Genomic DNA, 15978 nt, shown 5'->3' with positions numbered 1-15978 from the left:
CCGGGTAAGGAAGTTTTTAGTGATGAGAGTCGTACTCTTTATATTAATAAGTGGGTTATTAACTCCAGGAATGATGCTAAGGGCGATCGCTCAGGTGACATCCGATGGCACTAGCAACACCACTGTCAACCAAAGTGGTAATAATTTCACAATTCTTAACGGAGTTAATAAAGGTAATAATTTATTTCACAGCTTCACTAATTTCTCTGTCCCTACAGGTGGTTCAGCCACCTTCAATTTAATTAACACCCCGAACATCTCCACGATTTTCAGTCGAGTCACCGGAGGTAGTATTTCCAATATTAATGGCTTGATTCAAACTCTTAATAGTAGCAACAACAACCCCGTTAGTTTATTTCTGCTCAATCCCAGCGGAATTGTATTTGGTCCCAATGCCAGTCTGAATATTGGCGGGTCATTTTTGGCAACGACAGCAAATAGTATTAAGTTTGCCGATGGGACGGAATTTAGTGCGACTAATCCCGGTGCTATACCGTTATTGACCATAAGTGTGCCAATTGGCTTACAGATGGGCCAAAATCCAGGTTCAATTACCGTGCAAAACACCGGAGCTACTTTGATTAACAATGCAAATGGGAGTGCAGGATTGAAGAATACTCCCACTGGATTAAGAGTTACCTCTGGCAATAACCTAGCATTGCTGGGAGGAACCATTACCTTAGACGGTGGTGTATTGAATGCTGCCTCTGGACACATGGAACTAGGCAGTGCTAGCGCCGGAATAGTCAATCTCAATACCGCTACCTGGAAGTTTGACTATGCCAATATCCAGCAATTTAGGGATATACTGTTTTCTCACAAATCCCTTGCCAATATCAGTGGTACTCCTGCTGGTTCCATCCACTTACAGGGTCGAGATATTAACATTACAGGGAGTTCTGGTGTTTTATTGGTAAATCAGGGAAATCAACAGAGCGGCAATATTGTTGTTGATGCCAGTAGATTGTTGGAGATGCAGGGAGAGACTAGCATGGGTACCTCCCAGAACTATTTACGTACCGAAAATATCAATACTGCTATAGGAGGTAATATCGTAGTATCTGCGCCACAAATAATGCTATTGGATGGGGGATTTCTGGCGCGTAACTTTGGTGCAGGTAGTGGGGGAAATATATCTGTAAATGCAGTGAATTCGATAGAAATGAATGGTGTTGCGCCGAATAATCCTACTGCTACGAGTGCGATAACTACAACCAATTTTGGTTCTGGACCCGGAGGTAATATTCAAGTTTCAACGGGGAAATTGATAATTCAAAACGGCGCTGGGATAATGAATACCAGCCGTAGCACAGGAGGGACTGGCAATAGCACTGTTAACGCCTCTGACTCCATTGAATTGATCGGAGAAAACCCTGTTAATCTCACTACCAGTAAGATAGGGGTGCAGGTTTTTAACCAAGGAAATGGGGGTCAATTGACTGTCACTACCCCTAACTTGAGTGTGCTGGATGGTGCAGCAGTGAATATATCCACTGGTGCAAGTGGCAATGCAGGCAATTTAGTGGTCAATGTTTCTGACTCAATTGAAGTGAGTGGTGTCGGTGCTACATCTCTTCTTCCCAGTCGGATTGTTGCTAATGCACAAATATTCCCAACAACCTTGCGGAAGCTCATTGGCTTACCGCCTTTTCCCACAGGATCAACGGGTGAACTACTAATTAACACCTCACATCTGACAGTCACAAATCAAGGAAGCATTGGAGTTGAACATCAAGGGATTGGCAATGCTGGAAACCTTCACATCAGGGCGGATGCAATTTTCCTCGATAATGCTGGTAGCATCACAGCAGCGACTAAATCTGGTCAGGGGGGCAATATTGATCTGAATGCTAATACTTTAGTTATGCGTCATGGTAGCAACATTACTGCAACCGCAGGGGGGACGGGTGACGGTGGCAACATTGTGATCAATTCACCTATTATTCTGGGTTTAGAAAACAGTGACATTATTGCCAATGCAGTCCAAGGTCAGGGCGGTAACATTAACATCACCACCCAAGGCTTATTTGGGCTGAAGTACCGCGCTCACCTCACACCTGAGAGTGACATCACTGCCAGTTCGCAATTTGGCGTTAACGGTACAGTTGATATTAATAACATTGGTATCGATCCAAATTCCGGTTTAGTAGAATTACCAGAGAATGTCACCGATCCATCGCAGCAAATAGCTACAGGTTGCGCCAACAGTGAAGGCAGCCGCTTTGTAGCAACGGGTCGGGGTGGAATACCGCAAAATCCCACGCAGCAAATTGGCAGCGATGTCTACGACGGGCTACGCCTACGCACTTGGTCAGATACCCGCGATCTCTCAGCATACCGCAAAACTGGCGAAGTAACTGCCCAAATACCGACCTCCTCAGAAACTCTTATTCAAGCTACATCTTGGCATCGCAACGCCCAAGGCAAAATCGAGTTAGTTGCAGATAAATCTTCCGCTCAGGTGCAGCAACCATTAACCTGTGCGGCTGTGACCAAAAGTTAATTTTTCTAGAGTTGATGGTCTAATTCCCCAAAGCGATCGCGATACTGCTGAAGCAGCGCTTGCATATCTTGCAATTGTTGCTCTGCCTGTTCTGCCCGTTGATGTTCCTGTTCTGCCCGTTGCTCCAACTCCACCGGACTCAAAAATTTCCGCCCATCTGGACGGTAAATCACTAGTTCATGGTTGCCCACTGCGAATCGAATCCCCAACCGAGGACTCGTCCACCCATCCATCTGAGCAATTGGTAGCAATTGTTCACCTTCCCGGCACCAACCTTTGAGTTCGTAGCGGTCTGGGTCATACTGATAGTATTCTTCCACCCTGTATGTTTGGTAAAACTCTAGCTTGCGTTCCATCTCCTCTGCATTGTTGCTAGGTGAGAGAATTTCGTATACCACTTGTGGGGCAATATTGTCTTCCTGCCACTGTTTATAAGATCCCCGCCGTCCCTTTGGTCTACCAAACACCACCATTGTATCTGGTGCAACTGGTGAGATTAAGCGCGATTTCACCGGGAACCAGAGCAAATCTCCCGCCACAAACACATTCGGTTCATCAGCAAACAGAATTTCCAGATTCTCCTTAATTAGAACAATCCAACGAAACTGTTCGGTATTGTCTGCCATTGGCTTGCCGTCGCTGTCGGGAAAATATAAATCTGCATCGCGGCGATTGAAGGTGGTCATAGGTTAACCCGGAATGACACAGTATTTTAATTCTATGCGATCGCTCATCAACTGATAGCTGCCATTATAAGTTGGGCATTATACATATATATAGTCATTTCCTAAACACTTTTGCCGTGACTAATCTTGAAATAAACTGCTCAATAATAAGTAATTATTTATGTTTTTCGGAATTAAACAAACTCATTGGCTATATGTCAGCCTCAGTATTTTCACTTTATGTTTAGCATTTCTCATTACACCTGTAAAAGCATCTCCACCAGTAACAACCCCAGCTTTCTCTTCTTCCCAATCCACCAATTGGCTAGAACAAGGACGAAACCTCTACCAATTGGGGCGTTTTACCGAAGCAGTGACGGTTTGGCAAACCGCAACACAACAGTATCATACCCAAGGCGATCGCCTGAACGAAGCCTTGAGTTTAAGTTACCTTTCACTAGCACAACAGGAACTTAACCAATGGCAAGTAGCCCAACAGTCTATTGAGCAAAGTCTGAAACTATTGCAAATAGTTAAGCCCTCTGCTGATGCAATTATTTGGGCACAGGTACTCAATACCCAGGCAAATTTGCAATTGCACACTGGCAAAGCTGAAACCGCTCTGGAAAGTTGGCAACAAGCCCAAAAGTTTTATGAACAAGCAGGTGATAAAATGGGCAGCTTGGGTAGTCAGATCAACCAAGCACAAGCTTTACAAAGTTTAGGATTTTACCGCCGTTCTAAACAACAGTTGGAAGCGCTGACTCAAAAACTTCAAGGGATGGCGGATAATGAAATCAAAGTTAGTGGATTGCGATCGCTTGGTTTAGCCTTGCAAATAATTGGTGACTCTGGCAAAAGTCAACAGATTTTAGAACAAAGTTTAGCGATCGCTCAGAAAATTGGAGCCAAACCCCAATTAAGTTCTATCCTGATTAGTCTGGGACAAACTGCCGTTGACTTGCAAGATCCTGAAGCAGGATTGAATTACTTTGAACAAGCTCAACTCGTAGCCAGCAACCCAAGCGATGAGTTGCAAGCGCGTTTAGCTCAGTTCAAACTTTTTCTCCATTACGACAAAGCTGAGTTGGCTACCCCACTTGCACCGCAACTACTCCAACAACTTAGGGAAATGCCCCCCAGTCACACCTCCCTCTTCGCAGCGATCAATTTTGTTGCCACCCTCAATCACCAGTCAAATTCTAACCAAATTCTACCGCTCAAAGATTTGGCGCAACTGATGGCAGCCACAGTCGAATCTGCACAGCAAATCCAAGATACTCAAGCTCAAGCTCATGCACTGCATGAGTGGGGAAAACTCTATCGTCGTACAAAGCAGTTATCTGAAGCACAGGAGTTAACTCAGAAATCCCTTGACATTGCCCGTCAACTCCAAGCTAACGATATCATTGCTCAATCTGCCTGGGAGATGGGACAGTTGTATAAGCAACAAGGCGATCGCTTAAAAGCAATTACTGCCTATACAGAAGCCGTCAATGCCTTAAAAGCACTGCGGGGGGATTTGGTGGCCATCAACCCTGATGTCCAATTCTCTTTTCGCAGCAGTGTTGAGCCTGTTTACCGCGAACTGGTTGGTTTACTTCTAGATAATCAACCGAGTCAAGCCGCATTAATGCAAGCTCGTGAATTGATTGAGGCACTGCAAATTGCCGAACTCGATAACTTTTTTCGGGAAGCCTGTTTAGATAGAACTCAACAAATTGATCAAGTTGATCCCACTGCAACCATCCTTTATCCCATCATCCTACCAGATCGTTTTACAGTCATCGTCTCCAAAGCAGGGCAACCACTGCGTTCCTATGTCACTCACAAATCTCAAGCTGAAATTGAACAGACCTTAGACAACTTTTTGGTTGCTCTCAATCCTGTCTCGGATTCCAAAGATCGGGATCGATTTTCCCAACAGATTTATGATTGGTTGATTCGTCCAGCCGAAACAGAGCAAGCATTCATTGATACTAAGACATTGGTGTTTGTTTTGGATGGTCGATTGCGGAACATTCCCATAGCAGCTCTTTTTGACGGTAAGCAATATCTGATTGAGAAGTATGCAGTGGCGCTCTCACCAGGATTGCAACTGATGGCGACGCGATCGCATCATCAAAATCATCTCAGTGCGATCGTCGGTGGCATTAGCAAAGCTCGTGCTGGCTTTGCTGCTTTGCCCGCCGTGGAATCAGAAGTGAAACAAATCTCCAAAACCATATCCTCCTCGATGTTGCTGAACCAGGAATTTACTAGTCAAGCCCTGGCTGAACGGGTGAAATCTAGTAGCGCAGGTATTGTCCACCTAGCAACCCACGGACAATTTAGTTCTCGCCTCGAAGATACCTTCTTACTCACTTGGGATGGACAAGTCAACGTTAAGGAGTTATCTGAACTCCTGAAAAATCGGGGTAACGATCCATCGAAAGCGATCGAGTTGTTAGTACTAAGTGCGTGCGATACAGCCGCAGGAGACGATCGCGCCGTCTTGGGACTGGCGGGCTTGGCTGTAAAATCCGGCGCTCGCTCAACTATTGCTACCCTCTGGCCTGTCAAAGATCAGGCAGCCGCGATGCTCATGACTCGCTTCTATGACCAACTGCGACAGCCCAAAATCACTAAAGCCGAAGCACTCAGACAAGCACAAATTAACCTCATTCGCCAAACTGATTTCCACGATCCATTCTTTTGGTCTGGCTTTGTTTTGATTGGCAACTGGATTTAAATCAGTAATCACACGTATTTTCGCATAAATGTGTCATGTAATTTTTACAGCATTTTCACCAGATTTCCCCTATACTAGAAGTTCCCTAATTTGACTATGCCAATTTTAGATTTCGTTCATGCCGGACTAATATTCCGGTATGTAACCCCCTTGTGGGTAACACCAATCGAAAATTTAAAATCTGTTGACAGTTGCTTGGACTTATTCTCTGAGCTTTTGTCCATAGTCGAATGGAAGGTATTTTTTATCACATTTCAATTAGATGAGGTAGAACATCATGAAACGTCGATATTTAGCTAATATATTGAGCGTCATCACTCTGAGCGCTAGCAGTGCATGGACTAGTGCCCATGCTGTTACATTTACCCCGCCCCCTAACAATGGCTCTCCTAGTCAAGCAACGGGAGGGGCTTCACGAGGTAGTATGTTTACACCTGCCGCCGGGAAAGGTGCGCCCAGACAAGCAACGGGAGGAGCTTCACGGGGCAACCTCTTTACACCTGCCGCCGGGAAAGGTGCGCCCAAACAAGCAACTGGAGGAGCTTCACGGGGCAACCTCTTTACACCTGCCGCCGGGAAAGGTGCGCCCAAACAAGCAACTGGAGGAGCTTCACGGGGCAACCTCTTTACACCTGCCACCGACAAAGGTACACCTCAACAAGCAACTGGAGGAGCTTCTCGCGTAGGTACTTACTATTTGAATCCATCGATTGTAAGTGCAACACAACCAGCAGCGCTAATCGCCCTCTTGCCCCAAAACTTCTATGGCACAACAGTGTCTGAACGTCCCACAATTCTGGTGTATCTCCCGGCTTCCAATGCCCAAGAAGCCGTGTTCAGCCTCAAGGATGAAGTTGGCAATATGCAACATCAAATGACTATTCCAGTTGCGGGAAAAACTGGGGTAATCGCGATCAAATTACCAGCCAATGCACCCGCTTTAGCCATTGGCAAAAACTATCAATGGTTCCTAGCAGTCAAAGTAGATGGACAACTCAGCCCAAGTACGCCTTACGTCGATGGTTGGGTTCAGCGTATCCAGCCCAGTGCTGAGTTGGCAACAGCAATGCAGCAGCAAGATGCTCTGAAGCGGGCTACTGCTTTGGGTAAATACGGTGTTTGGTATGACTGTGTGGCAACACTGGCAGCGACATACACCGCCCAACCTAACAATGCAACCCTCCGCCAACAATGGGAAGAACTTCTATCTTCAGTGAGTTTGAAGGAGATTATCACAGCATCGATTAACTAATGTTAATGTCAGGTCAATCCTAAACAGGTTTTGGTGGGGCGTTGCTCCATCAAGGTTGACCGAGATAACCGTATAGCACAAATATGTGGCGCAGATTGCAGGCTTTTATCCAACGCACTCGCAGCGTTTTAGTGATTACTCCCAGCGTTGCCTTGACGGTTATGGTTGGGCAATCGTTGGGACTTTTCAATTTACCGGAATGGAAAATTCGTGACGAATGGGTTCGTCAGCGATCCTCACAGGCGATCGCCGATCAGATTGTGATTGTGACAATTGATGAGCGCGATATCCAATCGGTGCAGAAATGGCCAATTCCAGACTGGGCGCTGGCACGATTACTAGAAAAAATCCGATCGCAGCAGCCCCGCGCCATTGGATTGGATCTCTATCGAGATTTACCCGAAGGAAGCGGACATGAGCAACTTGTGCAAGTCTTTCGCAACACTCCCAATTTGATCGGAGTCGAGAAAATTACCGGTGAACGCGTCAATCCCCCACCGGAATTGAAAAAAAAGGATCAGGTAGGATTAGCTGATTTGGTATTGGATGGCGATCGCTTTGTGCGTCGGGCGCTTCTGACAGCTGAAGATGCCAAAGAGAAAAACATCCTTAAACCCGGACTTGCAACCCTTGTAGCCCTGAAGTACCTCGAAGCTGAAAAAATTAGCTTAGAAACCATCGACCCCAAGCAGCAAAAGTTCCGCTTGGGCAAAGAAATTTACCTACCACTGCAAAATCAAGAAGCAGGTTATACCGATGCTGATTTAGGAGGTTATCAAATTCTGCTCAACTGGTATGGAACAGAAGCAGCATTTCGGACAGTTGCCATGCGCGATGTCTTAGCAGGGAAAATTCCGGCAGATTTGATGCGCGATCGCATGGTATTTATTGGCTCAGTCGCCTCCAGTACCAATGATTTCTTCAGCACACCTTTCTCTTCCTGGATATCGGCTCAAAAACCGACTCCAGGTGTGCTTATTCATGCCAATATTGCTCACCAACTAGTACAAGGCGCAAAAACGGGAAAAGCCGGATTAAAAGGCGTTTCTGGAACTTTTCTATCACTCTGGATTGTTTTTTGGTCTCTCATCGGTTCTACGGGCAGTTGGTGGTTAGCTAGTGCGCGTACCAGACGACAGATTCCCGGTGGCAAAATTCTTTGGGCAACTGTAGGCATCACTGGAGCCATCATAGCGGGTGGCTATGGGATGTTTTTGTATGGTGTTTTAATTCCGATAACACCGGACTTAGCCGCATTTATCGGTAGTGTGATTGCCACAACCAATGCCTATAAACAGCAGAAGTTAGAAGAAACAAATCGTCAACTAGAAATTGCCAACAGTCAACTATTAGATTATTCTAAAACCCTGGAGACAAAAGTCGAAGAACGAACTCATGAATTGGTTGAGGCAAAGCAAGCTGCCGATGCTGCCAATCAGGCCAAGAGCGAGTTTCTCGCCAATATGAGCCACGAACTACGTACACCTCTCAATGGCATCCTTGGTTTTGCCCAGGTACTAGAAGCATCGCCAAATATGACAGCTAAAAACCTAGAAGGAGTCAGCATTATCTACCAATGCGGATCGCACCTTTTGATGCTGATCAATGACATTCTCGATCTCTCGAAGATAGAAGCGAGGAAATTGGATTTGGTTGTAACCAGTGTGCATCTGCCCAATTTCTTACATGGTGTGACTGAGATTTGTGGTATCCGGGCCCAAGAGAAAGGGATTGGATTTAATATCTTAATTAGCGATCGCCTACCACTTGCCATTGAAGTCGATGAAAAACGGCTACGGCAAGTGTTGATTAACTTGCTTGGCAACGCCATCAAATTTACAGATAGTGGTGGTGTAACGTTCAAGGTAGAAGTACTGGGGGCTGGGGACTGGGGACTGGAGACTAGGGACAAGGGGGACAAAGAGAATACCCAATCCCCATTACCCCTTATCCCCAAAGGGGTCCCCAATCCCCAATCCCCAATGACCAAGATTCGTTTTCAAATTGAAGATACGGGTATTGGGATGTTACCAAACCAACTCAAGAAAATCTTTTTGCCCTTTGAGCAAGTGGGTGAAGCAGGGCAGCGATCTGAAGGTACTGGCTTGGGATTGGCCATTAGCCAAAGAATTGCCGCATTGATGGGCAGTCAAATTCAGGTGCAGAGTCAACCAGGGGAAGGAAGTATGTTTTGGCTGGATTTGACAGTACCAGTATCACTGGATCATGACTGGCAAGTAAGAACGACTGCCCCAACTCCCCAGAAAATTATCGGAATTCGGGGTAATGCGCCTCAGATTCTCATTGTCGATGACGATCACCACCACTGTTCTATGTTGACCAGTATGTTGCAACAAATTGGCTGTCGAACCCTGGAAGCTAACGATGGCAAACATGGGCTACAGGTGGCAACTGAACACAATCCAGATGTGATTCTGCTCGATTTAGCTATGCCCAACATGGATGGTTTTGAACTAATGTTTCATCTGCAAGAGAATCCGCAAACCAGCTCTATTCCCATTATCGTCTCTAGTGCCAGCGTCTTTGAGGAAAATCGCCAGCGTAGTTTAGAGGCAGGGGCAACAGCATTCCTATCCAAACCCCTCCAAATCGATGAACTAATCAATAGACTGCGATCGCTGTTGAAAGTAGAGTGGATATATGCTCAATCTTCACCTCCCAAAGGTGAGCAGGTAACTGATAGTGAATGGGTTTTACCATCCCAGGATGTTTTGCAACAACTCTATCATCTGGCAATGATGGGGGATATTTCCGCGATCGAGGGAATATTAGGAGAGCTAATTGAGCAAAACAGTCAGCTAGCTCCCTTCGCGGCAGAGTTAACCAAACTCACTGCTAATTTCCAAACCGGAAAAATCCGTAAGTTCCTCAAATCATTTGTCACAACGGAGTTACATCCATGATCGCTGTTCCCCTCTCGAAACCCATACGTATTTTGTTGGTGGATGACAATCCAAACAATCTCAAGTTGCTATCTGAAGCCATTCAGAGGTGTGGCTGGAAAGCTCTCATGGCAACAGATGGAGAGTCAGCGATCGAACAAACAGCTTATGCTCATCCCGATCTCATTCTCTTGGATGTGATGATGGCAGGTATTGATGGATTTGAAACTTGTCGCAGGCTGAAAACCGACCCCATCACTCAGAATATTCCGGTGATTTTCATGACTGCCCTCTCCGATTCTACAGACAAGGTGGTGGGATTGGAAATAGGTGCAGTTGACTACATTACCAAACCCTTCCAGCAGGAAGAAGTCATTGCCCGTTTAAAATTACACCTCAAAATCTCCCATCTCACCCGCACATTAGAAGAACGTGTCCAAGAGCGCACCGCAGAATTAACTCAATCTCTACACCAGTTACAACAAACCCAACTACAAATGATCCAGAGTGAGAAAATGTCCACTCTTGGACAGCTGGTTGCGGGTATTGGTCATGAGATTAATAATCCAGTTGGTTTTGTTAGCGGAAATTTATCCTATATTGAAGAGCATGTAAATAATCTGCTTCGCTTGGTGAGCTTACAACAGCAGAAGCTACCGCAGCCAGATCCGGAAATTCAAGAGCTTGTTGAAGAAATCGACTTGGAATATCTGACAGAGGATCTGCCGAAACTGCTGGCATCAATGCACCAGGGAATTACCCGTCTTAAAGATATCAGCCTCTCTCTGAGAACTTTTGCTCGCGCAGATATTTCATCTCCGGTGGAATTTCAGATTCATGAAGGAATCAATAGCACCTTAATGCTATTGAAACATCGACTCCAAGGTAAGGGCGATCGCCCTAAAATCCAGATTGTAACACAATACGATGATTTACCTCCAATCATCTGCTATCCTGGACAACTCAACCAGGTGTTCATGAATATCATCGCCAATGCCATTGATGCATTTGATGAACTCCATCAAAACCACTCCGATCAAGAGATTGCTGCTTGCCCAAACATCATCACCATTACTACATCGGTTGATCTTCAGCAACAAACCGTCACAATTTGCATCCAGGATAATGGCCCTGGTATGCCTACTGAGGTGCAGGCTCGGATTTTTGAGCAATCTTTCACAACCAAGTCCGTGGGTAAGGGAACGGGGCTAGGATTAGCAATCAGCTACCAAATTATTGTTGATAAACACAATGGACAAGTCAACTGCTTGTCAATGCCTGGTGATGGGACAAAGTTTATTATTACTCTGCCGATGTTCAGCAAATAATTACTAATTCATAGGGAATAGGGAATAGGGAATAGGGAATAGGGAATAGGGAATAGGGAATAGGGAGTGGGGAGTGGGGAGTAGGGAGTAGGGAATAGGGAATTAGGCTTTCCGAGTTGTATGTACTGAGCTTTTTCAGAAATCAAATATTAGTCGTATATTATGTTCGTTTGATTACTTATCAAATTTTAAGAACCCCTGTTTTGACTGAAAAACGAAAGGATACAGAGCAACTAAATTTATTTATGGGGATTATTAAGTTTGAATTTTGAGCGTATCACTTTGGATAAGCAAGCTACGCATAGCGTCTCGTAGAGAAGTAACGGGACTCATTTTCTAACTACTTATCCCTGGAACCTCTCACCGATGCAGAACAGCAGGAACTAAGGGATTTCCAAATAAAAAAATGTTCCAAAACTGACGCAAAAACTCTCTCTATTTCTCCCCTCTGTGTGTTCTCTGTGTCTCTGTGGTTCGTTTATTTGGATAATTTATTTCTTGGAAGTCCCTAAAACAAATTCAGAATGATTTTGATAGATATCTTACAGCAGGAAAGATTTCCGAAGCTTAGAACCTACTCTTTAGATTCTCTTTTGGAGTACAGCGATCGCCTATTCGACAGCTAAGAATCTAATGAGAAAGTGCGTTAGGGTAGCTACCGTAGGTATCGCTAATTGTCAATCACGACGAAAATTTCTCTTACGTTGTTTGTGCCTTGCCACTTCTTTGCGCTTGTGTTTTTCCAAAGGCGTTTCAAAGTGACGATGCTTTCTCATGTCTGGAAAAATACCTGCTTTGGAAACTTCTCTCTTAAATCGACGTAAGGCTGACTCAATTCCTTCATTTTCGCCCACAAATACTTGGGTCATTTTCATCTCCTACTTAATTGGTACTGGGCAATTTTAAGCCATCCAGTAGACCGGAGCGCAAAAAGGGCAGATAATGATTCTGCCCTTAAGACGTTAAAACTTAATTTTGGATCTTAAAGTTTAGTAGCGATTTCTATTGTATCCACCGCCACCACCACTGTTGCCTCGGTTCCCACCACCAAAGGAACCGCCTCTATCTTCCTTCGGTTTAGCCTTATTTACTTTCAAGTCACGTCCCATCCACTCAGCACCATCGAGAGCATCAATGGCAGCTGTTTCTTCGGCTTCTGTACCCATCTCTACAAAAGCAAAGCCGCGTGGACGTCCTGTTTCACGGTCAGTAGGCAACTGAACTCGCTTTACAGTACCGTGTTCGGCAAAAACAGAATTGAGGTCTTCTTGTGTGACCTCGTAGGATAGATTACCTACATAAATTGACATGCATTATCTCCAAAATCATAGGTGTGTAGAGATTTAGATTTCGGAGACAAGCTTGTTAAGACCAAAAGGGAAAAGCCTGTCAATACTAAAAACAAACACTGTAACCGAATTTTATTCTCACTTGATTACCTTAGCACATCATTCAGTTCTTACCCACCGTAACTTAGAAGTACATAAAGATTGGGCATCCCTTCTCTACGAGACGCTACGCGTAGCGGCTCCGCTCAGGGCAAGTGGGCATGGGGCACTTGTACCCAGCGTTGTCGTTGGCGCAGCCTAAGAAGAGAAGTATTGGGCTTGACTTTTCACGTTATCTGGAAAAGCTAACGCGAAACCCAACCCCCCAGCCCCCTTCCCTACTAGCGTTGGGGGAGAATTCAAAGTCTCTCTCCTTAAAGGAAGAGAGAAATAGAAGTGAGGTTTTCCAGATCCCGTGAAAAGTCAGGTATTGGGCATGGGGAAAAATCTAATTCCCAGTCCCAGTCCTCATTCCTCACTTCCCTGATCGGGGAATTCAGATATTGATTAGCAGAAATTGCCCAAATAATTGCAAAATAAATGCAGTTCGTCATTGGTTACTACCTGGAAATGCCGACTGCACTTGCTGATGCCCAAAATTTACTTTCTGACCTCATCGCCCGCTACTCGGAGCGTGTAGATTATCTGATGATTCGCCTTGAAGAAGCAGAAGGGACTGATATCTTGTTGCGTGGCGACAAGGTAGAAACTCTAAGCGTTGGCATCTCCATTGGTGGACATATTCGCGCTTGTTATAAAGGCGGATGGGGGTTGAGTTCCTTTAACCAGCTGGCGACAATCAAAGATCGGATTGAAGAAGCGATCGCGGCGGCGCGAATGGTTGGTGATGAAGAAACTTTACTTGCACCCATTGACCCGGTGCAAGCTATATGCATTCTCCCCTTAAAAGGCACCGATCCTCGACAAATCCCCCTCTCGAAGAAAAAACAATTGTGCGATCGCTATGCCCAATTGCTCAAAAGCGTTGATCCTCGCATTACCACTACTTCGGTACGTTACGGTGACAGCGCTCAAAAAGTGATCATCGCTACCTCAGAAGGTACCTTGATCGAGCAATCTTGGGTGGATATGGAAATGCGCTTTGCCGCCACCGCCAGAAATGGCGAAACCGTCCAAACTGGACGGGAAACTACTGGCTCTCGCAAAGGTTACGAAGATTTAACTGATTTGGATGAACAGGTAAAAGGTGCAGCTCAAAGAGCGATCGCCGCTTTATCTCTGCCTTCAGTCAAAGGCAATACTTACACCGTAGTCATTGATCCAATTCTCACGGGTTTATTTGTCCACGAAGCCTTCGGACATCTTTCTGAGGCTGATATGGCTTATGAAAACCCCGATCTGCTAGAAGTTATGACCATTGGACGGCGGTTTGGCCCAGAAGAACTCCAAATTTTTGATGGTGCCTCCCCAGAGGGACATCGCGGTAGCTATTTTTACGACGATGAAGGCACACCCGCTACTACTACTCAATTAATTAAAGATGGAGTTTTAGTTGGACGTTTACATTCTCGTGAAACTGCCGGCAAATTGGAAGAAGCACCTACGGGTAACGCCCGATGTCTCAACTATCACTTTAGTCCCATTGTGCGGATGACTAATACTTGGATTGAACGGGGTAAAACACCAGTTGAAGATTTATTTACCGATATCAAAGAAGGAGTTTATGCCCGTAATTGGTTGGGTGGGATGACGAATGGGGAAATGTTCACCTTTAGTGCTGGGGAAGCGTGGATGATTAGGAACGGCAAAATTGCTGAACCTGTGAGGGATGTAACGCTTTCGGGAAATGTATTCCAAACATTAGCGGATATTGAGGCACTGGGTGATGATTTCTACTGGGATGAATCCGGCGGTTGTGGTAAGGGAGGGCAAAACGGTTTGTCAGTGGGTTGTGGTGGTCCTAGTCTGCGAATTCGAGATGTAGTGGTTGGTGGGGAAACTTGAAGGAGGCAGGAGGCAGGAGGTTTTACCTCAGTTGGGGATTTAAACCCCGACTGAAATGGGTGCTACATATAGATTGCAGGTTCTTAAACCCTTTAATTTACGATAAAGGTGTACTGAGTTTTGTTCAAAAATCAATATAGGACTACTATTTGATTTTCAAAAAGATACGTAGGGTGTGTTAGCGACAGCGTAACGCACTAAATCCTTACGAATGGTGCGTTACGGATTTCATCCTAACGCACCCTACAGGACCTAATTTTGTTCAAAAATCAAATAGGAATCCTATATGAGTCCTATAGTATTACGGGGGAATACTTAAATTCAAATCAATTTGCTAGCCAAAAAGCGACGTTACGCACATAGATTTTGATATCTTCTAAGGCGCGTGGCTCCTTTTTAATACCATCTCCCGGTGGTTCCTCTACAAAAGTGGGACAGCCTTTATTAATATCCCAGTTGTAATCTACTAAATGATGGAAGCTAGAGTTAGCTACTCCTCGTCCTAGTATATTCCCATGTTCATCTTGATGATGCTCGATCGCTACAACCAGATTGAAGTTACGATTTGTAACTAAACTTTTACCCAGAGCAATTACCCGCGCGTTTGCATTGCCCGCAGGTGCGCCAATACCGCCTTCGTGGGGATGTGATGGGAAAAATTCGATACTTCCCGAAGGGGAATGAGGATTTTTTAAAAGTTCGTGAATGGGTTCAACAATGGTAATTTTTTGATAATCGCCGTTAGCTCCAGAATGATAGTTGGGCCAGGATATATCAGTTGTGTATGAGTCATCTCGGCAACAGCGAGATTCGTCGGGATCGGGATTTCTGGTATTGAAATAGTTGACATCACCAATGTCAACTAAACCACACATGGAACAGCCCATATCTTGATGATCGCGTGTTGTCAAAATCCCGCCACCGCGTTGTCGAAAAGCATTAATTCCGGCAATATCTTTTTCGCTTAAACCCTTATCTACCTCTAAGCCAAATAGCCAAAGTTCATCAAAATCTGATTTGTCGAGATTACTTAAAACTGAGTCACCAGCTACTCCATCTGATTGATAATCGCGTCCCGTAACTTCAAATAAGGAGTTTCCTGTTTCGTCTTTAATCGATGCTAAGTAATCTTGTAACATCGAGAAACGAAAAATACTCCAGTCATTTTCAGTCGTAGAAATCGTAGTCTGCAAAAGAATACTAATTGGTTTTGCCATAACCTCTGCCAGACGAACACCACAATTGAGTATAGCGATCGCTTTGCACTAATGCTGAAATTTTTCAGGCGAGCAACATCTCTCCC

At 45.1% G+C, this 15978-nt stretch carries 10 protein-coding genes; 6 read left to right on the top strand and 4 right to left on the bottom strand.

Translation table 11 applies throughout. From position 1 onward, the window contains the following. The first annotated feature begins 22 nt into the window (after positions 1–22). Entirely contained in the window at positions 23–2503 is a 2481-nt protein-coding gene (locus tag V7K97_RS15045; protein WP_334801836.1) for an S-layer family protein, read from the top strand. Between the two features lie 5 nt (positions 2504–2508). Here the strand turns inward: V7K97_RS15045 and V7K97_RS15040 are convergent, their stop codons facing one another. Beyond that, the gene (locus tag V7K97_RS15040) at positions 2509–3189 is read right to left on the bottom strand and encodes a Uma2 family endonuclease (RefSeq protein WP_334801835.1); all 681 of its coding nucleotides are present in this window, start codon (positions 3187–3189) and stop codon (positions 2509–2511) included. A gap of 160 nt (positions 3190–3349) precedes the next feature. On the opposite strand from V7K97_RS15040, the gene V7K97_RS15035 reads away from it, so the two are divergent. The 4 genes from V7K97_RS15035 to V7K97_RS15020 all read left to right on the top strand — a co-directional run bounded on the left by V7K97_RS15035 (position 3350) and on the right by V7K97_RS15020 (position 11382). Next, positions 3350–5899 carry a CHAT domain-containing protein gene (locus V7K97_RS15035; protein WP_334801834.1) on the top strand — a complete coding sequence of 850 codons (2550 nt, stop codon included), beginning with the start codon at positions 3350–3352 and terminating at the stop codon, positions 5897–5899. Between the two features lie 277 nt (positions 5900–6176). Next, on the top strand, positions 6177–7151 hold the full coding sequence (locus V7K97_RS15030) for a DUF928 domain-containing protein (protein ID WP_334801833.1): 975 nt from the start codon (positions 6177–6179) through the stop codon (positions 7149–7151). Between the two features lie 83 nt (positions 7152–7234). Then, positions 7235–10075, top strand: a complete 2841-nt coding sequence (locus V7K97_RS15025; RefSeq protein WP_334801832.1) for a CHASE2 domain-containing protein — start codon at positions 7235–7237, stop codon at positions 10073–10075. Further along, positions 10072–11382: a hybrid sensor histidine kinase/response regulator gene (locus V7K97_RS15020; RefSeq protein ID WP_334801831.1), complete on the top strand. Its 1311-nt coding sequence runs from the start codon at positions 10072–10074 to the stop codon at positions 11380–11382. Before V7K97_RS15025 ends, V7K97_RS15020 begins: the two co-directional genes overlap by 4 nt. Positions 11383–12059: 677 nt before the next feature. On the opposite strand, the gene rpsU is transcribed toward V7K97_RS15020, so the two are convergent. Next, entirely contained in the window at positions 12060–12251 is a 192-nt protein-coding gene (gene rpsU / locus V7K97_RS15015) for a 30S ribosomal protein S21 (RefSeq protein ID WP_190730471.1), read from the bottom strand. A gap of 120 nt (positions 12252–12371) precedes the next feature. Then, entirely contained in the window at positions 12372–12692 is a 321-nt protein-coding gene (locus V7K97_RS15010; protein ID WP_069073773.1) for an RNA recognition motif domain-containing protein, read from the bottom strand. A gap of 588 nt (positions 12693–13280) precedes the next feature. Between V7K97_RS15010 and V7K97_RS15005 the strand changes: the two genes are divergently transcribed. Further along, positions 13281–14675, top strand: a complete 1395-nt coding sequence (locus tag V7K97_RS15005) for a TldD/PmbA family protein (protein ID WP_334801863.1) — start codon at positions 13281–13283, stop codon at positions 14673–14675. A gap of 326 nt (positions 14676–15001) precedes the next feature. Here the strand turns inward: V7K97_RS15005 and V7K97_RS15000 are convergent, their stop codons facing one another. After that, positions 15002–15892 (bottom strand): hypothetical protein, encoded by an 891-nt coding sequence (locus V7K97_RS15000; RefSeq protein ID WP_334801830.1) that lies wholly within the window; start codon positions 15890–15892, stop codon positions 15002–15004. Positions 15893–15978 lie beyond the last annotated feature (86 nt).

This window comes from Nostoc sp. (genome assembly GCF_036917815.1).
Classification (GTDB): domain Bacteria; phylum Cyanobacteriota; class Cyanobacteriia; order Cyanobacteriales; family Nostocaceae; genus Nostoc.
Note: the sequence above shows the minus strand (reverse complement) of the source record. Positions and strands in the feature narration are given on the sequence as shown.